At 52.7% G+C, this 20,292-nt stretch carries 22 protein-coding genes, 1 tRNA gene and 2 pseudogenes; 8 read left to right on the top strand and 17 right to left on the bottom strand.

From position 1 onward, the window contains the following. Positions 1-164: 164 nt before the first annotated feature. Positions 165-527 carry a helix-turn-helix domain-containing protein gene (locus tag ACFX4U_RS07190; RefSeq protein ID WP_131413324.1) on the bottom strand — a complete coding sequence of 121 codons (363 nt, stop codon included), beginning with the start codon at positions 525-527 and terminating at the stop codon, positions 165-167. Between the two features lie 334 nt (positions 528-861). On the opposite strand from ACFX4U_RS07190, the gene ACFX4U_RS07195 reads away from it, so the two are divergent. Both ACFX4U_RS07195 and oqxB read left to right on the top strand, forming a co-directional pair. Continuing rightward, positions 862-2,037, top strand: a complete 1,176-nt coding sequence (locus ACFX4U_RS07195; RefSeq protein WP_305736479.1) for an efflux RND transporter periplasmic adaptor subunit — start codon at positions 862-864, stop codon at positions 2,035-2,037. A 23-nt stretch (positions 2,038-2,060) separates the two neighbouring features. Then, complete coding sequence (oqxB, locus tag ACFX4U_RS07200) at positions 2,061-5,213, top strand: multidrug efflux RND transporter permease subunit OqxB (RefSeq protein WP_020457332.1); 3,153 nt, start codon at positions 2,061-2,063, stop codon at positions 5,211-5,213. Positions 5,214-5,279: 66 nt separating this feature from the next. Here the strand turns inward: oqxB and ACFX4U_RS07205 are convergent, their stop codons facing one another. Next, positions 5,280-5,759, bottom strand: a complete 480-nt coding sequence (locus tag ACFX4U_RS07205; protein ID WP_020457333.1) for an Rrf2 family transcriptional regulator — start codon at positions 5,757-5,759, stop codon at positions 5,280-5,282. A gap of 60 nt (positions 5,760-5,819) precedes the next feature. Here ACFX4U_RS07205 and ACFX4U_RS07210 point away from each other — a divergent pair, with 60 nt between their 5' ends. Next, entirely contained in the window at positions 5,820-5,996 is a 177-nt protein-coding gene (locus tag ACFX4U_RS07210) for a hypothetical protein (protein WP_313507240.1), read from the top strand. Positions 5,997-6,479: 483 nt separating this feature from the next. On the opposite strand, the gene ACFX4U_RS07215 is transcribed toward ACFX4U_RS07210, so the two are convergent. Beyond that, positions 6,480-7,202 (bottom strand): SDR family oxidoreductase, encoded by a 723-nt coding sequence (locus ACFX4U_RS07215; protein ID WP_313507239.1) that lies wholly within the window; start codon positions 7,200-7,202, stop codon positions 6,480-6,482. A 98-nt stretch (positions 7,203-7,300) separates the two neighbouring features. On the opposite strand from ACFX4U_RS07215, the gene ACFX4U_RS07220 reads away from it, so the two are divergent. After that, entirely contained in the window at positions 7,301-8,200 is a 900-nt protein-coding gene (locus ACFX4U_RS07220) for a LysR family transcriptional regulator (protein ID WP_349350587.1), read from the top strand. A 316-nt stretch (positions 8,201-8,516) separates the two neighbouring features. Here ACFX4U_RS07220 and ACFX4U_RS07225 read toward each other — a convergent pair. The 9 genes and pseudogenes from ACFX4U_RS07225 to ACFX4U_RS07265 all read right to left on the bottom strand — a co-directional run bounded on the left by ACFX4U_RS07225 (position 8,517) and on the right by ACFX4U_RS07265 (position 13,935). Next, positions 8,517-8,604: transfer RNA gene (locus ACFX4U_RS07225), tRNA-Ser, on the bottom strand. A 273-nt stretch (positions 8,605-8,877) separates the two neighbouring features. After that, positions 8,878-9,651, bottom strand: coding sequence for a BPL-N domain-containing protein (locus ACFX4U_RS07230; protein ID WP_380217766.1), 774 nt, complete (start codon positions 9,649-9,651; stop codon positions 8,878-8,880). Positions 9,652-9,894: 243 nt separating this feature from the next. Next, a pseudogene (locus tag ACFX4U_RS07235) lies at positions 9,895-9,978 on the bottom strand (hypothetical protein); the annotation flags it as partial. A gap of 142 nt (positions 9,979-10,120) precedes the next feature. Continuing rightward, positions 10,121-10,654: a glyoxalase superfamily protein gene (locus ACFX4U_RS07240; RefSeq protein ID WP_313507236.1), complete on the bottom strand. Its 534-nt coding sequence runs from the start codon at positions 10,652-10,654 to the stop codon at positions 10,121-10,123. A gap of 274 nt (positions 10,655-10,928) precedes the next feature. Beyond that, positions 10,929-11,156, bottom strand: a complete 228-nt coding sequence (locus ACFX4U_RS07245; protein WP_305736473.1) for a hypothetical protein — start codon at positions 11,154-11,156, stop codon at positions 10,929-10,931. 339 nt (positions 11,157-11,495) lie between these two features. Beyond that, a complete protein-coding gene (locus ACFX4U_RS07250) occupies positions 11,496-12,059 on the bottom strand; it encodes a GNAT family N-acetyltransferase (RefSeq protein ID WP_305736472.1) in 564 nt (187 codons plus the stop codon). 33 nt (positions 12,060-12,092) lie between these two features. Beyond that, positions 12,093-12,476, bottom strand: a complete 384-nt coding sequence (locus tag ACFX4U_RS07255) for a Rid family hydrolase (RefSeq protein ID WP_305736471.1) — start codon at positions 12,474-12,476, stop codon at positions 12,093-12,095. Positions 12,477-12,595: 119 nt separating this feature from the next. Beyond that, a complete protein-coding gene (locus ACFX4U_RS07260) occupies positions 12,596-13,027 on the bottom strand; it encodes a polyketide cyclase (protein WP_305736470.1) in 432 nt (143 codons plus the stop codon). 407 nt (positions 13,028-13,434) lie between these two features. Further along, on the bottom strand, positions 13,435-13,935 hold the full coding sequence (locus tag ACFX4U_RS07265) for a DUF6622 family protein (protein WP_313507235.1): 501 nt from the start codon (positions 13,933-13,935) through the stop codon (positions 13,435-13,437). 195 nt (positions 13,936-14,130) lie between these two features. Between ACFX4U_RS07265 and ACFX4U_RS07270 the strand changes: the two genes are divergently transcribed. Beyond that, positions 14,131-14,265 carry a hypothetical protein gene (locus ACFX4U_RS07270; protein WP_305736468.1) on the top strand — a complete coding sequence of 45 codons (135 nt, stop codon included), beginning with the start codon at positions 14,131-14,133 and terminating at the stop codon, positions 14,263-14,265. Positions 14,266-14,356: 91 nt separating this feature from the next. Next, a pseudogene (locus ACFX4U_RS07275) lies at positions 14,357-14,849 on the top strand (LysR substrate-binding domain-containing protein); the annotation flags it as partial. 56 nt (positions 14,850-14,905) lie between these two features. Here the strand turns inward: ACFX4U_RS07275 and ACFX4U_RS07280 are convergent. Then, positions 14,906-15,637 carry an SDR family oxidoreductase gene (locus ACFX4U_RS07280; protein WP_313507234.1) on the bottom strand — a complete coding sequence of 244 codons (732 nt, stop codon included), beginning with the start codon at positions 15,635-15,637 and terminating at the stop codon, positions 14,906-14,908. A gap of 99 nt (positions 15,638-15,736) precedes the next feature. On the opposite strand from ACFX4U_RS07280, the gene ACFX4U_RS07285 reads away from it, so the two are divergent. Both ACFX4U_RS07285 and ACFX4U_RS07290 read left to right on the top strand, forming a co-directional pair. Next, a complete protein-coding gene (locus ACFX4U_RS07285) occupies positions 15,737-16,138 on the top strand; it encodes a helix-turn-helix domain-containing protein (protein WP_313507233.1) in 402 nt (133 codons plus the stop codon). 113 nt (positions 16,139-16,251) lie between these two features. After that, complete coding sequence (locus ACFX4U_RS07290; protein ID WP_313507232.1) at positions 16,252-16,749, top strand: helix-turn-helix domain-containing protein; 498 nt, start codon at positions 16,252-16,254, stop codon at positions 16,747-16,749. 108 nt (positions 16,750-16,857) lie between these two features. Here ACFX4U_RS07290 and ACFX4U_RS07295 read toward each other — a convergent pair whose 3' ends face one another. The 4 genes from ACFX4U_RS07295 to ACFX4U_RS07310 are packed head-to-tail and all read right to left on the bottom strand — an operon-like array spanning position 16,858 to position 20,253. Further along, on the bottom strand, positions 16,858-18,129 hold the full coding sequence (locus ACFX4U_RS07295; RefSeq protein WP_313507231.1) for an alanine racemase: 1,272 nt from the start codon (positions 18,127-18,129) through the stop codon (positions 16,858-16,860). A gap of 11 nt (positions 18,130-18,140) precedes the next feature. Next, positions 18,141-18,878 carry an amino acid ABC transporter ATP-binding protein gene (locus ACFX4U_RS07300; RefSeq protein WP_175272522.1) on the bottom strand — a complete coding sequence of 246 codons (738 nt, stop codon included), beginning with the start codon at positions 18,876-18,878 and terminating at the stop codon, positions 18,141-18,143. Beyond that, positions 18,875-19,519: an amino acid ABC transporter permease gene (locus ACFX4U_RS07305; protein ID WP_313507230.1), complete on the bottom strand. Its 645-nt coding sequence runs from the start codon at positions 19,517-19,519 to the stop codon at positions 18,875-18,877. The genes ACFX4U_RS07300 and ACFX4U_RS07305 overlap by 4 nt, the downstream gene beginning before the upstream one ends. After that, positions 19,516-20,253, bottom strand: a complete 738-nt coding sequence (locus ACFX4U_RS07310) for an amino acid ABC transporter permease (RefSeq protein WP_313507229.1) — start codon at positions 20,251-20,253, stop codon at positions 19,516-19,518. Before ACFX4U_RS07310 ends, ACFX4U_RS07305 begins: the two co-directional genes overlap by 4 nt. Positions 20,254-20,292 lie beyond the last annotated feature (39 nt).

Here is a 20,292-nt window from a genome sequence, read left to right on the forward strand (position 1 = left end):
CTTATGCCAGAGATAATAATTATGCCGTGTCGGGTATTTTCACTACGGCTATTTTACTGCAACGTCAAACCGCATGCGCCGGGCAGCCTGCCCGTAGTATCGCTGGCCTGCTGTTATCAGGCCGACGATTTCATCCTGAGCGCGTTTGCGAAAACCACGACGTGTTATGTGGATTGCTGGCGTAATTGCTGCGCCTGAGGGCAGCCGATACTGCGACGCCATGCGCCGGGTGCCTGGCCATACTGGCGCTTGAAACTGCGGTTGAAGGACTGCTGGGAGTCAAAGCCTAACGCAATCGCCACGTTCAGAATCGGCTCGTCGCTGTGGGTTAAGCGCTCGATCGATTTTTGCAGCTTTTGCGCGCGAATATACTCGGCGAGACGATAACCCGTATGCTCTTTGAAGAGGCGCTGGAGGTGCCATTTCGAATAGCCGGCTCGCCTGGAGACGGTTTCAATGTCCAGACGGCTTTCCAGGTTGTTGTCGATCCAGTCGAGTAAATCGTGAATAAATGCGCCAGTGTTCATCTTGTTATCCTCACGCCGCTTATTTAAAAGCATCTTTGTCTGTTGCATTTAAAGGTGGCCCGTTTTCGCATTAATTGCAAGTTTTATTGTTGCATTTAAATCCTTGTCGGAAACGTGACTTTTCCCCCTGACTCAAACAGCACATAAAGTGTATCAATTATTCTTGCACTAAATTTAGCGCCTCCCTACAATCCCCGCGATAGTGTATTGGCAACTGTTACAGTTTTGTGGCGATGAACGGCACAAATGGCCTGAAGCCAGCCCGGACAAAGGAAGTGGCGTAGCGTCTCCCGCTGCGTCTTGCCCGGCGGCTACAATTAGCGGAATAAAAATAATGAGCCTGCAGAAACCTTGGGTTAACTTTCATCTGAATGCACTGGGAGCGATGTTGCTCTCTGTAGTGCTTGTCGGATGCGATAACGGTGTCGCGCAAAATGCCGTGCCACAAGCTCCCGCCGTCAGCGCCGCTGACGTGGTAGTGAAATCTATTAGCCAGTGGGATAGTTTTAACGGTCGGATTGAAGCAGTGGAGAGTGTTCAGCTCCGTCCGCGCGTCTCCGGCTACATTGATAAAGTGAATTACACTGACGGCCAGGAAGTGAAAAAGGGCCAGGTGCTGTTCACCATTGATGACAGAACCTATCGCGCCGCGCTGGAACAGGCGCAGGCGACGCTGGCGAGAGCCAAAACGCAGGCCAGCCTGGCGCAAAGTGAGGCGAACCGTACCGATAAATTAATCAACACCCATCTGGTTTCCCGTGAGGAGTGGGAGCAGCGCCGTTCGGCCGCCGTTCAGGCGCAGGCCGATATTCGCGCCGCGCAGGCGGCAGTTGACGCCGCGCAACTTAACCTGGATTTCACCAAAGTGACCGCGCCTATTGATGGCCGCGCCAGCCGGGCGTTGATCACCAGCGGTAATCTGGTCACCGCGGGTGACAGCGCCAGCGTACTCACCACGCTGGTTTCACAGAAAACCGTTTACGTCTACTTTGACGTGGATGAGTCGACCTATCTCCACTATCAAAACCTCGCGCGCAGCGGGCAGGGGGCGTCCAGTAATCACCTGGCGCTACCGGTGGAAATTGGCCTTGTCGGCGAGGATGGCTACCCGCATCAGGGCAAAGTGGATTTTCTGGATAATCAGTTAACCCCGAGTACCGGCACGATCCGTATGCGCGCGCTGTTGGATAACGCGCAGCGTCAGTTCACGCCGGGACTTTTTGCCCGCGTACGTCTGCCGGGCAGCGCTGAATTCAAAGCCACGCTTATCGACGACAAAGCGGTGCTGACCGATCAGGATCGCAAATATGTTTATATCGTTGATAAAGAGGGGAAAGCGCAGCGTCGTGATATCACACCGGGGCGTCTTGCTGCCGGTTTACGCATCGTGCAGAAGGGGCTGAACCCTGGCGATAAAGTCATCGTCGACGGTTTACAAAAAGTGTTTATGCCGGGGATGCCGGTTAACGCGAAAACCGTGGCCATGAACGCCAGCTCCGCTCTCAACTGATCCCTTATCTGAGAATCCGACACATGGACTTTTCCCGCTTTTTTATCGACAGGCCGATTTTCGCCGCGGTGCTGTCGATTCTGATTTTTGTAACAGGATTAATCGCCATCCCGCTGTTGCCGGTGAGCGAATATCCTGACGTTGTGCCACCAAGCGTACAGGTGCGCGCGGAGTATCCAGGCGCCAACCCTAAAGTGATTGCCGAGACGGTGGCGACGCCGCTGGAAGAAGCGATCAATGGCGTTGAAAACATGATGTACATGAAATCTGTCGCAGGTTCCGACGGCGTGCTGGTGACCACCGTCACTTTCCGTCCGGGTACAGATCCCGATCAGGCTCAGGTTCAGGTACAAAACCGCGTATCGCAGGCCGAGGCACGTCTGCCGGAAGATGTGCGGCGTTTGGGCATCACCACCCAGAAGCAATCACCGACGCTCACGCTGGTGGTGCATCTGTTTTCACCCAACGGTAAATACGATTCACTGTATATGCGTAACTACGCCACGCTAAAAGTGAAGGATGAACTGGCGCGTCTGCCTGGCGTCGGCCAGATTCAGATTTTCGGCTCGGGCGAATACGCGATGCGCATCTGGCTGGATCCGAATAAGGTGGCGGCACGTGGGTTAACTGCCTCGGATGTGGTGACGGCGATGCAGGAGCAAAACGTCCAGGTTTCCGCCGGGCAACTTGGCGCGGAGCCGCTGCCGAAAGAGAGCGATTTCCTGATCTCCATTAACGCTCAGGGTCGTCTGCACACCGAAGACGAGTTTGGCAATATTGTTCTGAAAACGGCGCAAGACGGTTCGGTAGTACGTCTGCGCGACGTGGCGCGTATTGAAATGGGTTCTGGCAGCTATGCGCTGCGTTCTCAGCTTAATAATAAAGACGCGGTCGGGATTGGTATCTTCCAGTCGCCGGGGGCGAACGCCATCGATTTGTCTAACGCGGTGCGCGCCAAAATGAACGAGCTGGCCACGCGTTTCCCGGAAGATATGAAATGGGCGGCACCTTACGATCCGACAGTTTTTGTTCGCGATTCCATTCGCGCGGTCGTGCAAACGTTGCTGGAAGCGGTGGTGCTGGTTGTGCTGGTGGTGATCCTGTTCCTGCAAACCTGGCGCGCGTCGATTATTCCGCTGATCGCGGTGCCGGTCTCGGTCGTGGGGACGTTCAGCATTCTCTACCTGCTCGGCTTTTCGCTTAACACCCTGAGCTTGTTCGGGCTGGTACTGGCTATCGGTATCGTTGTGGATGACGCCATCGTGGTGGTGGAGAACGTCGAGCGAAATATCGAAGAGGGGCTTGCCCCGCTACAGGCGGCGCATCAGGCGATGCGTGAAGTGTCCGGGCCGATTATCGCGATTGCGCTGGTGCTGTGCGCGGTGTTCGTGCCGATGGCGTTTCTCTCCGGCGTAACGGGTCAGTTCTATAAACAGTTTGCGGTGACAATCGCGATTTCGACGGTGATCTCTGCCATCAACTCGCTGACGCTCTCTCCGGCGCTGGCCGCTTTGCTGTTGAAGCCGCACGGCGCACCGAAAGACTTCCCGACGAGGCTCATTGACCGTCTGTTCGGTTGGCTTTTCCGTCCGTTTAACCGCTTTTTCCACCGCAGCTCGAACGGTTATCAGGGGCTGGTGGGTAAAACGCTTGGTCGACGTGGCGCGGTATTTGTCGTTTATGTGCTGCTGCTCTGTGCCGCTGGCGTCATGTTTAAAGCCGTACCCGGCGGGTTTATTCCGACGCAGGATAAGCTCTATTTAATTGGCGGCGTGAAGATGCCGGAAGGCTCTTCGCTGGCTCGCACCGATGCGGTGATCCGCAAAATGAGTGAAATCGGTATGAATACCGAAGGCGTGGATTATGCGGTCGCTTTTCCAGGGCTTAACGCGTTGCAGTTCACCAATACGCCGAATACCGGAACGGTCTTTTTTGGTCTGAAACCGTTCGACCAGCGTAAACATACCGCAGCGGAAATTAACGCTGAAATCAACGCTAAAATCGCGCAGATCCAGCAGGGTTTTGGATTCTCCATTTTGCCGCCGCCGATTTTAGGGCTGGGTCAGGGCTCTGGTTATTCGCTGTACATCCAGGATCGCGCCGGTCTTGGCTATGGCGCGCTGCAAAGTGCGGTGAACACCATGTCCGGTGCGATTATGCAGACGCCGGGGATGCATTTCCCCATCTCAACCTACCAGGCTAACGTTCCGCAGCTGGATGTGCAGGTTGATCGTGATAAGGCGAAAGCGCAGGGCGTGTCGCTGACCGATCTGTTCGGTACGCTGCAAACCTATCTGGGCTCGTCTTATGTGAACGATTTCAACCAGTTCGGGCGTACCTGGCGCGTAATGGCGCAGGCCGACGGGCCGTTCCGCGACAGCGTGGAAGATATTGCGAATTTGCGCACCCGTAATAATCAGGGCGAAATGGTACCGATCGGCAGTATGGTGAATATCAGCACCACCTACGGGCCGGATCCGGTGATTCGTTACAATGGTTATCCGGCGGCGGATCTCATTGGTGATGCCGATCCTCGCGTTCTCTCTTCCTCGCAGGCGATGACGCAACTGGACGGGATGTCTAAGCAGATATTGCCGAACGGGATGAATATTGAATGGACAGACCTGAGCTACCAGCAGGCCACTCAGGGGAATACGGCGCTGATCGTCTTCCCGGTCGCGGTTTTGCTGGCGTTCCTCGTGCTGGCGGCGCTGTATGAAAGCTGGACGTTGCCGCTGGCGGTGATCCTAATCGTCCCGATGACGATGCTGTCCGCGCTGTTTGGCGTCTGGCTGACCGGTGGCGATAATAACGTGTTCGTGCAGGTTGGTCTGGTGGTACTCATGGGGCTGGCATGTAAAAACGCGATTCTTATCGTGGAGTTTGCCCGCGAGCTGGAAATTCAGGGGAAAGGGATCATGGAAGCGGCGCTGGAGGCTTGTCGTCTGCGTTTACGCCCGATTGTTATGACCTCCATCGCCTTTATTGCCGGGACGATTCCGCTGATCCTCGGTCACGGCGCGGGTGCAGAAGTGCGCGGTGTCACCGGGATCACCGTGTTCTCCGGTATGCTGGGCGTGACGCTGTTTGGTCTGTTCCTGACTCCGGTGTTTTACGTTACGCTGCGTAAATTCGTGACGCGCGGTAAACCGGTAAATGACGTTCTGCCTGCGTAAGTTGTTGCAGATACAAAAAAACCGCCTTCATTGTGAAGGCGGTTTTTTTTCATAATAAGCAAATAGTTAAGACGTTTTTTTATACTGGGCAATAAGTTCCGGCACCGGATCCCAGCCGCTGGTATCGGCTTTTTTCACCTCTTCCAGCGCGCTTGCCACGGTATGGCGCGCTAATACCTGTAACGACGCCTGCTCCGCTTCTTCGGCGATAGATTTGAAATACCAGCAGGCGTTAGCGCTGACCACGCAGCGGGCCGGTACGTCAGGACGCGACGCCCACAATTTTTTATCTTCGATAACGGAAAGGTAGATATCGCGCAGGGTGATCTCTTCCGCCGGGCGACCAAGGTGAATAGATCCGTTGCGGCCAAGCGTTGAGACGATAATGCCGTCACGCGTGAGCGGCACCATTAATTTGCGGATAAAGCTCGGATTCGCTTCCAGGCCGTAGGCCAGAATCGCACTCGTCGAACGTTCACCCACTTGCTCCGCCATCGCTACGCTGAGAACCATCTGCAAAGCTGTCGGGAAGCGGTAATCTAACATTTTATCGTCCTGGGTTGCGGTGAATCTTGTTCTTTTTGGCACCGCAGAGGTGAATAAGCAATGAGCAACAATATAACAAATGCGGTAATTTTTTTGAAGCAATCAACGCTTAACGTGCCCTGTAAAAAAGAGTTTCCGCTGCTGCCGGATGGCGGCAAAGTATTCATCCGCGCTCGGGTTATTGAACTCAAATTCATCGTTCAGATCCGCGGCACGCTAGCGGACATTGAATTATAGTCTGGCGCATCATGGCGACTCACAACCATACGACGGATAAAAGCTGGCCTATTATCCAGACACTTCAGTGGCTTTACTGTGCTCATTCTCCCGGTAGACGATCATACCTTAATGTTTAGAACGTCTTTTCGGGCACAAAGGGGGCAGTCCTGGGGGGAAACGACGTTCTGCTATGTGCTAGAAGTGGGCAGTCTGACCTTCAAAAGAAAGCCATTGCGATACCAGTGGCCTCCTGCACGATTAACGGGAAGGGGTTGCCAGTACAGGCGCGCAGGTCACCTGTAGCGCGTATTTTCCTGGAGATGTTGCGGGATATTTGGCTCACTCAGGCATAACCAGGACAGTAAACCGGCTTTACTATCAGGGCCAGCCACCCAGTAGGGGAGATAAGCGATTCCCCTACCTTCAATGGCGGCATGACCCTGACCCCGACTATGCTGAGAAATGAGAACGGACATTAACGCCGGTCATCCGTCAGGCATGTCAGTTGGCTGATGCGGTTGGTCTGATGGTTATTTCTGTTGTATCCACGCTCTCAGGAGCTTCAATGACCTGTCGCACGGCACGGGCGATATCTGCAGGTTTAAGTGCCACAGAACGGTACACATCCATCGCCGCCCTGGTTTCCGGATGCGTAATGGTTGAGGCAAGTTCACTTTCCACCACACCCGGATTGACACAGGTCACGCGAATATTTGGGCTTTCCTGGCGTAAACCATCCGAAATCGCGCGTACCGCGAATTTTGAGGCGCAATAGACGGCGGCGGTTGGCACGACGGAAAGGGCACCGATAGAGCCAATATTGATTATCTGACCGGAGCCCTGGGCTTCCATCACGGGAAGAACAGCGCCAATGCCCCAGAGCACGCCTTTGATATTCACGTCGATAATTTGCTCCCATTCATCCTGTTTGCCGGCGGCAAGCGGAGAGAGCGGCATGATGCCCGCATTGTTGATCAGAACATCGACGCGGCCCCATTTATCCAGCGCGGCCTGCACGAAGCTGGCCATCGACTGGCGGCGGGTGACATCTAGCTCACGCGCCTCAGCAATACCGCCCGCGCTGCGTATTTCTGCGGCAATGGCCTCGATACGCTCCAGTCTGCGAGCCCCTAATAACACCTTCGCGCCTGCGTTTCCCAGCTCTCTGGCCATACCTTCTCCAATCCCGCTTGATGCGCCGGTAATTAATATCACTTTTTCCATAGCATGCTCCTTCAGTTGAGTTCGAAACGATCATAGAACGTAACGATTGGTTCCAGTATCCTGCTTTTACTGGACTCACTGGTTAGCACTGTTAAACAATGAAAATTGATCTCAACCTTTTACCGGTTTTTATCGCAGTGGCGGAAGAGCGTAATTTCAGCGCTGCCGCCGCTCGCCTGGGCGTCACTCGATCTGCGATCAGTCAGGGAATAAGACGACTTGAAGATGCGTTCGGCACAATGCTGGTAATGCGTACGACGCGCTCAGTAACGCTGACGGAGGCGGGAGAACGGCTGCGACAATCCCTGTCATTGCCGTTATCCAGTATTGAAACGGCGTTTGAAGAGGTTGCGTCGGAGAATGTGCCGCGCGGATGTTTGCGGATTGCCGTGACCTCGATAGCCGAAGCGTTTCTTTCCGGTCCGCTGATCGCCTCGTTTGCGGCGGCCAACCCCGCCGTGACGGTTGATATTGTCGTCACGGATGAAGAGTTTGATATTGTGGCTGCGGGTTATGACGCGGGCGTAAGGCTGGGAGAGGTGATCGAAAAGGATATGATTGCCGTCCCGCTGACCGAAAAGCAACGTGAAATGGCGGTTGCCTCGCCCGCGTATCTCGCGACGAACAACGCACCCGTACATCCGCGTGAATTGATCCATCATCGGTGTATCGGCTGGCGTCCTGCCAAAGATGTCGCCCCTTATCGCTGGGCATTTGAGGAGGCGGGTGAACCTTTCAGCCTGGCGATTGAACCGCAGATCACCACTAATGATCTGCGCCTGATGCTGCGGCTGGCGCTTGCGGGTGGCGGAATTACGTTTGCCACAGAGGATACGTTCAGACCGTTTGTTGAAACCGGGCAGCTTGTCTCATTGCTGGATGATTATCTGCCTTATTTCCCTGGCTTCTATCTCTACTTTCCTCATCGCCGCAATATGGCACCCAAACTACGTGCCCTGGTCGACCATGTCAGGCAATGGCGACAGCAGGAGATTTAACGCCGATATTTGTTTCGTTCTGCGCGCTGATAATGACCTTTTGTCATGAGCTATGTCTGTTTATGACGCTCAGAATATGGCAGTGAGGGGGGATTGATTCGCTGCACTCACTATTACTCGCCCCTTCGGGGCCAACGCAAGCGTTGTTCAAAAACGCTCCCGGCGTTTTTGTGCGGACAGTTTCCTTGCGGGCTCGTCATTTGTCCAACTGGCTACGCCAGTTGTCGAACCCCGGTCGGGGCTTCTCATCCCCCCTGCGGGAGTGCGATATGCGAAAAAAAAGCCCGCATTTGCATGCGAGCTCTTCTTCGAATGATGGCGGTGAGGGGGGGATTCGAACCCCCGATACGTTGCCGTATACACACTTTCCAGGCGTGCTCCTTCAGCCACTCGGACACCTCACCACATTGTATCGCTGCCAGCCAGTACAGGGGGCAACGGGGCGCTACTATAGGGAGTTGTACTGAAACGGTCAAGCAAGATTTTAAGCTTTCATGACTGTTCGCTTAAGGTGTGAGCAATGCGAAGATTTGCTGCGAAATCCGCAGGCTTACCGGTCAATAAAGCAAAGCGAATAGGTACTGCGGTTGTCTTGCATTACACGTGAGTAAGCTTTGTGAATTCGCACTCAATTCTCAAAATTGTAAGACGCAATTTCCCGGCGCTGGCGTTTAGTCTTACTTCGGATCCAGGTATTTCAGCAAGCGCGTCATTTTGCTTTCTGCAGGGATATACCCGGGTTTGCTTGCATCAATCCAGCTTTCATCAGCTTCTGGATGAGGTCCGGTAAGCACAACCTTACCTTTCCCATAGGTGTAGCCTGCCATTGCAACGTCACCATTCAGGTAATAAGCGATGGGAGTATAGCCGGGGCTTTTAGTACTGTTACTCAGATAGGGACCATCCTGATAGTAAAACGACTCCTCTTTGCCTCCCCATTTAACGGAAAGCGTGTAATCGCCTTCGTCATTAACCTCTGCACCCGGCCGGCCAACTTCTGAATCAAGGGGAGCATTAATAAGCCCTATCCAGTCTTTGTCAGCAAGATAAGCGCCCATACATAATCCAAGATATCCCTTACCAGAACGCACAAATTCCCGGATAGCGTCAGCGCCTTCATCACCTATCGCAGTGTAAGCCGCAGGAATGTCCTGTCCGCCTCCGGGCTGAATATACAAATCAAACTTCTTCAGGTTCTGGCGGTTCAATTTTAGCTTTTCGTCCTCGCCGATGTAGCTGATAGAGAGTTTCAGGCCTGTCTTAACGAGTGATTTTACAACCATTTCTGAGCAGCCCTCGCAACCCGCTTCCCCCCTGTAGACCGCGATATTCATCACGTTGTTGTCTGCAGAGTGAGCCGGAGGTGTATATCCTGTCGTGAAGAGAGCCAGCGCAGCGGTAAGCATAAAAATGTTCAGGTAGCGTCTGTAAGGGCGAGCTTCAGATTTCATTAAATATTCCTGAATTTTTAGATGACAATGGGGAAGGGCAAAACGGCAAATGAGCGCGTGCTCTCAGATTGACATGCAACCTGGCGTTAAGAGCACGTTACCAGGTCTAAAACATCATTCATTCTGTTGTGTCATTTTCACCACTGCCCCAGACGTCAGCCTTTCGCTCACCGCTTTCCTGCTTCAGGGCTGGAGTAAAAACGGACACCGTTTATCCCTCATGATATACATCCACTTTATCCGTTAAATTCTCAACGTTTCTATAACCGCGCGCAGAACGGGCGGCACATTGCGGTGCGGATAATAGAGAAATGAATCTTCCAGACGCGGGTATTTGTCCGAAACCCAGTGTTCGCGTATCGCGCATGGCGAAAAGGTTGTGCTGTCGACGGGCAGGCTTGTGCCATCCACGAATGGCGTAATAAGGGGGAAAGCGCTGGTGGCAATCCCCCTATTTAAGAAGGGCAAACTAGCTTTGTTGACAGAAGCGCAGCCGGTTGCCAAACGGGTCGTGGACTTCCATGACGTCTCCCCAGTCTTGCTTCACGATTTCCGGGCGGCCGTACCCATATTGTTTGCCGTGGAGTTCATCTCTGAGCAATGCAATATTATTCAGAGGGATAAATATCGTTGCGCCCGGGCTGGCGTCACCGTGATGTTCAGAAAGATGTAACTGCAACCCTTCTCTGGCAATGCCCATATACAGCGGTAAGCCAGGCTCGAACCGGTGTTCAAACTCAACGCTAAATGACAGAAATTCAAGATAGAACTCCTGTGCTTTGCGGACATCAAAAATTCGCAGAATGGGGATGGGTTTGCTGAATTGGATTTGAGACTGTGGGATCTGCGGGGGCAACGTTGCTGCCGCTGTGTTCCAGTCTTTGAAGCCTAACTGGTGTGCAACCGTTTCGAGTGCGGTGGAATAAGAAAGCTTATGTTCACGCAACTCAAGAGAGGCTTTTAACTTTGCCGCCATTTGTTTGGCTTGCTCAATGGAAAGCATATTTTCTCCTGTTGGCAGGAAATGGTGGTGCCCGCATTACCACGTCCCGACCATCAAGAGTTTTAAAATTAATGAGGTTGAGAACAAACATGCTTTCACCTTTTCCTTTCAGGAAGCGAGCGGCGGGCAGCACGAGCCCTGAATGAGAATACCCAGGCTCGCGAAACGCCACAAGTTTTCAGGTTCGAATGAAGAGGGAGGCTACCAATTCAGGTAGTTAGGGTGAATGGATAACTGTATTCGAGACGTTCTGCTCATAATCCTTCAATACAATTCACAATGCTTTATTTTTATAGGCTAACCATTCTACCCAGATATTTTCTGCATCGAGATCGGAATAGCCCCGGTTTGCAAGCATGTCATGGGCAATGTCCGTTGGTAAGTTAATAGCGGTAGCATTATCCCGTATCGACTCAACCTCATACCGGCTCAATTCGCGGCCGGTTTCTTTTTCCTGTGCTTCAAGCAATGCCACAAGAGAAGGGATGAATACAATTGTCATGGGTGGTCATACTCCGTGATTTGCTGAATTAATTATCCTTACATGTATTGTCTCTCAGAGCACTTTCTTTATAACAATTGTGTGAATGTTATTGCAGCATGAGTGAGAGGTGCTAACGTCCGCTTCGTGCTGTGAGTTCAACGGATATTGCAAATATATCGATAGATTGATGAGCAGGGGTGAAAACGTTTTTCATTTCAACGGGGTTTACAGGCGATTGTGTGATAGGGGAAATGGCATTGCGAATAGCGATATTTCAATAAATTATAAGTTTTAAACATTTTTTCTTTCTGATGGTCGATTATTTTTTTATATTTCCCATCGTTTATCGTTATAAATTCACGCTTTCGTCGCCCATTCATTATCAAAAACTCTATAATGAAACTCATTGCTTGTTGATCCTTTAAAGAAATCCGCATCTTTCAACTCATTAATTTGCTTTAGTTTCAAAGATTCCACTACACCAATTGAGGCCAGATTACGGGAATCAATCAATGCGTCGACATGAGATAACTTATAATTATTAAATAAAAAATCTATTACCATACACACGCACTGTTTCGCCACTCCTCTTTTTTGATACCTCCCAAACACATGATAAGCAATATATGCCCAGCCTTTATCAACCATCAGGGTCGACTGGATATACCCAAGATACGCACCAGAGTTACGATGTATAATCACCCAGTTTAGCCAAATTTGGCTCTTATCTGGCGAGTAACGCTGAGATATTCTCTCATAACGCGCTGTCAACTCATCCAGGTTTGCCGGTGGGTCAGTCGGTATAAACTTATAATCATCAACGAAACATAACCCAGCATACATTTCGTGTGCATGAGACTTATCTAAGGGCTCCAGAACATATAAATCCGACATCAAAGGCTCAATTAATTTAGCACTCACAGTGAAGTCCTCATAAAATATGACATGCAGAAATTACCTTTTAGCCACAATCCGCATTTCCACAAGTGCGTTTTCTGGAATAAATTCTGCTACACCAATAGCAGACCATGCCGGATATGGTGCCTTTATATACTCATCTTTTACGTTAGAAAAAACGTCTATATGTTTTTTAAGATCAATATGAAAAGTGGTCATCTCAAGTATATGTTCATAGCCCAAACCGGCGGCGTTTAAATAAATACCCAGCTTATAAAACGCATCATGGAATTGTTCTTCAGGATGCTTACTTATCGGTTTGTCCTTGCGTGCCGCGGTAACGCCTGAGAGATACACTGTGCCATCAGCTTCGATGACCGGTGAGAAGTGCCAGTCATCGAAATAATGCTGAAATTCTTCAGGAACTATCGATTTTTTCATAATTTTTCTCAAATTGATGACTTAATAAATGCCAGCATGTACCAAACCGTTATGCCCCGTGGCGATTCCGTCAGGATTATCATCCAACCCTCCGACAAAGCTGGCAATTTTTGATGTCATTAAATTGAGCCTGTTTCGGCCAGGTATTTAGCCAATCCCGCCATCACTTCCGGGAAATCTGCGCTGATCCCCTCTCCGAAAGCCTTAGCCTGGGGACCCTGGGTGCTGATCGCATAAATCACGATACTTTCATCGGAGCCGGATGCCTCGATACGATGTTCAACGTTGACCCGTGTTTCATCCACCCAGGTCTCATCAATGAAATATTTTTCTTCAGAAACATCGGTAAGCTGACTACGGACAACCTCTCCTTCAGGTAACGCCATCGTGAACCATGTTCCCGTATGAAATGGCCCTTCGATAGCGATTGACTTAACGCCAGGGTTCCATCGCTTCCAGTTATCGGTGTCGACAAAGGCCTGCCATATTGCTTTTGGTGTGCTTCTAACAGTGAGCGTATAGCGCTTGCTCCAGGTGTTGTCTTCATTCATAAAATTGCTCATCAGACAGGATAAGTGGACATCGTGAATATGTACTTATAATGGCGTAACGGCAAAAATGCCAAACCTCATTTTTCGTTCAGGGAGAGTCAATCTCGCTCTGGCAGGCATCACAACACATAATTATTCACCAACAGACCAGTGAAAAGGCTTTGAGATTTGATGCCAGTGGCGCTTTAAACGCTAATTTGAATGGTTAAAAAACGTCCGCCTCTCGCGCAAAGCCGCCTGTCAGATAGTTTGTATTATCGGCTTTGACGCTCACTGAGAAAAAAACAACCTGTCCACTTACCGAGATGCTGGCCGGGACCAGCCTGACCAGTACATCAGCAGGGGAAAGAACAGCATCGTTGATTCTGCGAGTCGGGTGGATTTCAATAACGAGCGGCGTGCATAAATCATCTTTTACTGTACCAGGGGAGGTAAAGTCTCAGGGTTCCCCCCCAGAATAGGCCGTCAACAAGCCCCGTCGCCCCGCCAAACAACATGCAAAAGCTGGTGGCTGACCTTAATCCAGGCTGCAGATACAGGGCTGAGGTCAGGGCAAACTTCATACTAAAAGCAATCACTATCAATCCCAGAGTCAGCGGTGTCCCGGCTCTGATAATCATGCCTGGCTTGTCTGTATTTCTCAGCGGTGGCTGTGAGCGCCATAATCGGTATCCGAATGCGGTGCCTGCAAACAGCCCGGCGGTCATCATTGTAAGGCTTACTCCAACCCGTTCCGTCTCGGTGATAACGCCATACGCTCCCCAGGCAAGAAAAAGTACCGGGAGTAAAAACAACCGCCCGATTGCCATCTTCCGGTCATAAAGCGCAGCAAAACCGCGACGTAGTAAAAAGGCCAGCAATATCCATACCCATACGGGTGTTTCTCTTAAAAAGTGTGCCATATCCATAATTTGTCCCGGTTACGAAAGTGAATCTTTTTCTTCAGCACTGGTGAACTGTCACACCATATTTTTCAGCGGCACTCATCGCTGTTAACGTCCACTGCAATGCCTGCGATGAGACTGACATATCAGGCTGGCACCGCACACGACACCGCTATGACGGAAAGGTGACACGTCAGTGACACAGGCCGGACTCGGGACATGACAAGCCAGGCCTGCGGCATTAAAGACCAGCAGGTTCAGTTCTGCCAGCATGCGGTAAGCAAAGCCGTTACGTTGTGTATGCAGCAAACCGGCTTTCTGGTAAACCGGCAAATTCCGTTGATTCCGCTTTAAACAACGCATCGTCATGCTTTGACGACGCAGGTGATCCCGGGACCTGCGGCAAAAGCGATTGCGTAATAAAACATGCTCAGGCGTTTCATACCTGTCAGCGCGACTGCGCCAGTGTCTGCAAAAAGTGGGCGACTGGGTGATTAGAACGGGGGAACTGAATAACTCCACGCTGGTAGCTCGTCCGTCTGGCCGGTTTCGCTGGGTAACCTGTGCCTCTCCGGCGTATCTCAGGGAATACGGGATTCGCAGTCGCCCGACGAATTGTTGCAGCATTGTGCGATCCATTACTTTTCCGGCTCAGCCAGGCGTACGGGTGAATTGCGTTTTGCGCGTGGCGCTCTCCGTCTCTGTTAATGGCGATGCGGCTGTTAACGAAACGGGGCTCTATAGAAAAATGTGTCTTGAAGGTTTCAGGCTGGCGCAGTTTGCTGAGCGCATTGTCTCAGAGCATCACAAGGAAGGCTCATTGAGGTGCTTGCAGACTGGCAACCGCCATCAGTACCGGCCACTTTGCTGTACCCGCATCACGCTTTCTTTCTCGCGCGGTGCGCGCATTTGCAGACTGGATAGCCGATATCATCTGATATTGCCGTTACTTTGAACTTGAACGGCCATCCCAGGATGGCCGTCGTATGCACACTTAAACCTGCGTCATGCCGCCATCAACGCAAATCTCTGCGCCTGCAATATAGCGACTCTCGTCACTTGCGAGGAAAAATGCCGCGTTTGCAACTTCTTCAGGTTGGCCCATTCTGCCGAGCGGTATGGCGCTGGTTAAGCTTTTACGCACTTCATCAGACGTTGCCGCCATCATTTCAGTGTCGACAGGACCGGGCGCGACAACATTAACGCGGATACCGCGCGCGGCAAGCTCACGTGTCCAGGTACGGGCAAAGGAGCGCAACGCGGCTTTGCTGGCCGAGTAGACGCCATAGCCGTGTGTGCCGAGAACATCAGCAATAGAATCGATGAGAACGACACTGCTGCCGGGTTTCATCAACGGCAATGCTGCCTGCAGGGCAAAGACGGGGGAGCGAACATTCAGGCCAAACGTCTGGTCAAAATGTTGCTCACTTACCTCTTCAAGCGGGGCGTATTCCGATATTCCCGCATTGATTATCAGGATATCTATCTGACCTGATTTTTCTGAAACCGTCTGCATGATACGGCTCAGTTCGTTCTTCTGACTGACATCAGCCTGCAGCGGCATCGCTGTTCCTGATATTTTGCTTTTGGCTGTCTCAAGTTCTTCTTCCCGTCGGGAAGTGAACCAGGTGACGGCCCCCTCAGCCGCTAAACGCTGGCTGATCGCCAGCCCAATTCCTTTCGCTCCGCCAAGCACCACAGCGACTTTTTTCTCTACTTTGCCCATCTGATTTCTCCGATTGAGGTCGAAAACAGATGATATAAATTCTATACTTAATATCAATTACGCACTTTTGCTATACCAACTATAAGTGACTATATCGCTATGCAAGAAAACCACGATAACTGCCTGATAGACCAGAGAAATACTCGACTGGTGTTAGAACACATCACCAATAAATGGTCGATATTAATTCTGACCGTACTGTGTACGGAACCTTGCCGGTTCAATGAACTTCGCCGACGCCTGGACGGAATTACCCACAAGGCGCTGGCCGATGCGCTGAAACGGCTGGAGCGCAACGGTTTAATTAATCGCCAGGTTCTGTCCACATATCCGGTGAGTGTCGAATACACCATTACGCCGCTGGCGCAGTCATTGCAGCAGCCTTTTATTGCGCTGGCGAATTGGGCGCAGGAGTTTGGTCCGGGCATTGCATTAGCGCAGGCTGAATACGATCGAACGCATGCGGATGAAAATAAATTCGAAAGTCAGGTTGAGGCCTGAGCAATACGCCTGATCCTCTGAATAACTGCGAACAGGCTAACCTTGGAAATTTATTTCCGGAGCCGGGGTTAACCTTAAAAGATACCGGCTGCTTTGTTGGTTATTACCAGGCGGTGTATCGCCTTCTGCTGGCGCTTTCTGATGAGGAGCAGGCCAGAATTCTGGGGCCGGGGATTCTGAAAGAACTTTATTATCGCGTCCTGATCGATACGCAGGGAGCCTCCATCAGAGCGGCACTCTCGGGAAAAGGGCATTTCAGGCAAATTGCTGGCGCTATTCGCACCATGCATACCCGATTTATGGAGCCTGTTGACGTGGAGATGCTGGCTAAAGAAGCAGGCATGAGCTCTCCCTCTTTTCATCGCCATTTCAGAGCATTCACCGGCACAACACCCAAACAGTATCTGATTTCCATCAGGCTGCACCAGGCGCGTTTTTTAATGGTGAAGCGCAATGTCACGGCCAGCGAAGCCTCTTTCAGGGTTGGCTACCTCAGTCCGACACAATTTAGCAGAGAATTTAGCCGGTTCTTTGGTTGTCCCCCGCAAAAGGAAGCGCAGCGTTTACGCCATTTATTAAAAGTGAAAGCCGAATCGTACTGGCCGGAATAACCGCTTCCCGGCCGGAATGTCGTGCCAGTTAAAGAACGGATAAGCGCGGTGCATTCGCAAAGGTAAAAACAGCGCGACACATCGCGCCGTTACGGCCCGGAGTTTCACTCAGAACGCGGTTTCTAGTGAATCTGTGACACAGTAATCATCATCTACCAGCGGCAAATACCGCCATTTATCGAATGCGGTACAGGGGTGCGAAATACCACAGCCCACCCAGTCGCCGGGCTTTAACGCATCCTCTTGCGGTAGTAACAAATACGCATGCTGGTCATTCACCTCGCTGATACGCATGCCAGACGCTGCACGCGGGGCGCTGCCATCAACGTTGCGCACCCACAGCGGATTGGGCAGATCCTGATCGAACGGCACATCGCGGCGTCCGAAATCAACAAACGCCAGACCAGGCTCGGGGCGCGACAACACCCGTCCCCAGATTTCCAGCGCGGCGGTGAAATGATGTGTTGCACCGGGCTGCGCAAAAGGCGCAATGCGCGCGTACAGGCCGCTGTCGTGCGCCATGTAAGCGCCTGATCGAATCAGCGGTGTCATTGGCAGGGGCAGGTTCGCGGCCGTAAAACACGCCGAGACCACGTCAAACCACGCGCCGCCGCCAGCACTGAGGATAATCTGCTCGCTGGCAAACAGCTGTTTTTCGGCGAGCAGCGCCGCCGTGGCGATCAGCATCTGGCAGTAATCTTTCACGCGCTGCACGCCCGCAGCATCACGTCCGGCACCGAGCGCACCTTCATAACCCGCGACACCGACCAGTCGCAGAGTAGGGCTGGTCGCAATCGCGGCGGCAATCTCCAGGGCTTCAGCGGATGAACGGCAGCCGGTGCGCCCGCCGCTGACCGACATTTCCAGCAGTACCGCAATGCGGCTCTCGCCGAGATGTTGCTCCAGCAGACGAACACCCTGCAGCGAATCGACGTAGCACAGGAAACTATGGTCGGGATGCTGCTGTTGCCATTCGCCTATCCAGCGAATGCCTGCGGGATCGACCAGTTCATTGGCGAGGAAGACGTTACGAATGCCGAACTGGCGCAACGCGCGAACCTGTGCAGGCGTTGCGGCGCTCAATCCCCAGGCTCCGCCTTCCGTGATGGCGCGGCGCAGTATTGCCGCAGACATTGAGGTTTTGCCGTGTGCCGCCAGCATTACGCCTTGCTCACGACAAAACGCAGCCAGCTGACGCAGGTTATTCTCCAGCGCGGATTGCTTCATCAACATCAGGGGGGAAAACACATCCGGGCTGTTAAAGACCGGAGTGCCGTTAGCCAGCGGCTGATTACCGGAGCCGGCGACCGATTTAAAACGCGGCGCAGGTTGCAGCGCATCCAGCGCGCCGTCTGCCTGCAAAGGAAAGTGAATCGACATCATGCCTCCTGTTAGTGCTCAAGCACACGCGATAAGAACTGCTGGGTGCGCGGATTCTGCGGATTGACGAAGATCTGCTCCGGCGAACCCTGCTCGGCGATCACGCCCTGATCCATAAACACCACGCGGTCAGCGGTTTTACGCGCAAAACCCATCTCGTGGGTGACCACCACCATGGTCATACCTTCACGCGCCAGGCTGCGCATCACCTCCATCACTTCGCCAACCAGTTCGGGATCGAGCGCTGACGTCGCTTCATCGAAAAACATAATTTTCGGCTCCACCGCCAGCGCGCGGGCAATCGCCACACGCTGCTGCTGACCGCCGGATAGCTGAGCCGGATAATGATGCGCGCGCTCGGCCAGCCCGACTCGGGTCAGGGCTGCCATACCGCGTTTATTGGCTTCGGCTTCGGACAATTTCTGCGCTTTAATTAACGCCAGCGTCACGTTACCGAGCGCGGTTTTATGGGGAAACAGATTGAACTGCTGAAACACCATGCCGACGTGGCCGCAGATCTCGCTGCTGCGTTTGCGGTCGTGCAGCGGTACTTCATTTACCCAGATTTCCCCACCATCGGCGGTTTCCAGCCCGCTCATAATGCGTAATACGGTGCTTTTGCCGGAACCGGATGCGCCAATCAGCACCAGCACTTCGCCGGGCGACACATCAAGGCTTATCTCTTTCAGTACCTGGGTTGAGCCAAAGGATTTGGTGATCCGGCTCAGCGTAATGGCGGATTTGCTCATGATAACTGGCTCCTGGTTTGATGATGTTGAACCCAACGGGAAAGCGGAAAGCAGACAACGAAGTAGAGCAGGGCGACCAGGCTGTAAATCACCACCGGCTGACCGATGCGATCGACAATGGCCTGGCCCTGGTGCATCAATTCCGACATGCCGATCATGCTGACAATCGACGTATCTTTAATCAGCGACAGATACTGACCCACCAGCGGCGGCAGTACGATGCCGCGCGTCTGCGGCAGGATCACGCTAACAAACGTCTGGCGTTTTGAAAGACCAAGGATCCACGACACCTCCCACTGGCCTTTGGGAACAGCTTCAATCCCGGCGCGGAATACTTCGGCAATATAAGCGCCCTGATAAATGCTCAGGCCGAGGATACCGGCGGCGAACAGATTGATTTCATAGCCGAAGTACGCCACGCCGAAGTAGATAAACATCAGCGTGATCAGTACCGGCGTGCCGCGAAACAGTTCGGTGTAGAACACGGCGATCTGTTTAGCGACCGGCAAACGGCTGGTGCGTAACACCGCTGCCAGTAAACCGAGCAGCGTGCTGCCGACGATAGCGGCGATGGAGAGCAGTAGCGTGATCACCAGGCCTTTCAGCAGGATTGGCAGCGAGTTGATGATAAGTTCACTCATAGCGCATTCTCCCGTTTCGCTGGGTTAATCAGCCATTTTTTTGCCCACCGCCAGCCGGGCTTTTTTACCGGCGTCACCAGCGGCGGATGGAACATCCGGCGTCCTGCCATGCTGCCAAGCCATGAAAACAGGTTGCTAAGCACCAGATAGACCAGTGCGACAATACTGAAGGTCTGGATGTAGAGCAGGGTGCGCGCATTGATCACCGTTGCGGTGCCGGTCAGTTCCGGCAGTGCGATGGCGGAGAGCAGTGAGGTGCCGAGCAGTAGCTGAATCAGGTTATTGATAATGGCAGGCCACACCGCGCGCGCAGCCTGCGGCAGCACCACGCTGAGAAAGATCTGTCGGCGCGGAATACCGAGAATATACGCCGCTTCCAGCTGGCCCTTCGCGACCGACTGAATGCCGGCGCGGAAGGTTTCCGACAGATAAGCGCCCACGTTAATCCCCAGCGCCAGCACGCCTGCGGTAAAGGCGCTCATGGTGATACCCAACGACGGCAGACCAAAAAAGATAATGAAGATTTGCAACAGTACCGGGGTATTGCGGATGAACTCGACGTAGCAGTGGCTGAGCCAGCGTACCGGTGCCAGCGGCGAGGATTTCGCCAGCGCGGCCAGCAGCCCGAGAGCCACTGCCAGGATAAACGCCAGCAGCGTGACCTGTAGCGTTAGCCAGGCGGCGTCGAGAAAGGTGTCGGCGTAGCGCCACAGGGTTAGCCATTGATAACTCATGGTGTGACTCCTTCAGGCGGCGCAGCATCGGTTGCTGCA

The organism is Kosakonia sp. YIM B13588 (genome assembly GCF_042788165.1).
GTDB classification, from domain to species: domain Bacteria; phylum Pseudomonadota; class Gammaproteobacteria; order Enterobacterales; family Enterobacteriaceae; genus Kosakonia; species Kosakonia sacchari.

Excerpts from the sequence above, each read along its gene's own strand:
- ACFX4U_RS07230 (WP_380217766.1), bottom strand. The coding sequence starts at position 9,651 with ATGAAATCTGAAGCTCGCCCTTACAGACGCTACCTGAACATTTTTATG.
- ACFX4U_RS07255 (WP_305736471.1), bottom strand. The coding sequence starts at position 12,476 with ATGAAAAAATCGATAGTTCCTGAAGAATTTCAGCATTATTTCGATGAC.
- ACFX4U_RS07215 (WP_313507239.1), bottom strand. The coding sequence starts at position 7,202 with ATGGAAAAAGTGATATTAATTACCGGCGCATCAAGCGGGATTGGAGAA.
- ACFX4U_RS07270 (WP_305736468.1), top strand. The coding sequence starts at position 14,131 with ATGACAAGCCAGGCCTGCGGCATTAAAGACCAGCAGGTTCAGTTCTGC.
- ACFX4U_RS07295 (WP_313507231.1), bottom strand. The coding sequence starts at position 18,129 with ATGTCGATTCACTTTCCTTTGCAGGCAGACGGCGCGCTGGATGCGCTG.
- ACFX4U_RS07205 (WP_020457333.1), bottom strand. The coding sequence starts at position 5,759 with ATGTTAGATTACCGCTTCCCGACAGCTTTGCAGATGGTTCTCAGCGTA.
- ACFX4U_RS07220 (WP_349350587.1), top strand. The coding sequence starts at position 7,301 with ATGAAAATTGATCTCAACCTTTTACCGGTTTTTATCGCAGTGGCGGAA.
- ACFX4U_RS07190 (WP_131413324.1), bottom strand. The coding sequence starts at position 527 with ATGAACACTGGCGCATTTATTCACGATTTACTCGACTGGATCGACAAC.
- ACFX4U_RS07210 (WP_313507240.1), top strand. The coding sequence starts at position 5,820 with ATGAGCAACAATATAACAAATGCGGTAATTTTTTTGAAGCAATCAACG.
- ACFX4U_RS07240 (WP_313507236.1), bottom strand. The coding sequence starts at position 10,654 with ATGCTTTCCATTGAGCAAGCCAAACAAATGGCGGCAAAGTTAAAAGCC.
- ACFX4U_RS07265 (WP_313507235.1), bottom strand. The coding sequence starts at position 13,935 with ATGGATATGGCACACTTTTTAAGAGAAACACCCGTATGGGTATGGATA.
- ACFX4U_RS07300 (WP_175272522.1), bottom strand. The coding sequence starts at position 18,878 with ATGAGCAAATCCGCCATTACGCTGAGCCGGATCACCAAATCCTTTGGC.
- ACFX4U_RS07280 (WP_313507234.1), bottom strand. The coding sequence starts at position 15,637 with ATGGGCAAAGTAGAGAAAAAAGTCGCTGTGGTGCTTGGCGGAGCGAAA.
- ACFX4U_RS07260 (WP_305736470.1), bottom strand. The coding sequence starts at position 13,027 with ATGAATGAAGACAACACCTGGAGCAAGCGCTATACGCTCACTGTTAGA.
- oqxB (WP_020457332.1), top strand. The coding sequence starts at position 2,061 with ATGGACTTTTCCCGCTTTTTTATCGACAGGCCGATTTTCGCCGCGGTG.
- ACFX4U_RS07195 (WP_305736479.1), top strand. The coding sequence starts at position 862 with ATGAGCCTGCAGAAACCTTGGGTTAACTTTCATCTGAATGCACTGGGA.
- ACFX4U_RS07285 (WP_313507233.1), top strand. The coding sequence starts at position 15,737 with ATGCAAGAAAACCACGATAACTGCCTGATAGACCAGAGAAATACTCGA.
- ACFX4U_RS07305 (WP_313507230.1), bottom strand. The coding sequence starts at position 19,519 with ATGAGTGAACTTATCATCAACTCGCTGCCAATCCTGCTGAAAGGCCTG.
- ACFX4U_RS07310 (WP_313507229.1), bottom strand. The coding sequence starts at position 20,253 with ATGAGTTATCAATGGCTAACCCTGTGGCGCTACGCCGACACCTTTCTC.
- ACFX4U_RS07245 (WP_305736473.1), bottom strand. The coding sequence starts at position 11,156 with ATGACAATTGTATTCATCCCTTCTCTTGTGGCATTGCTTGAAGCACAG.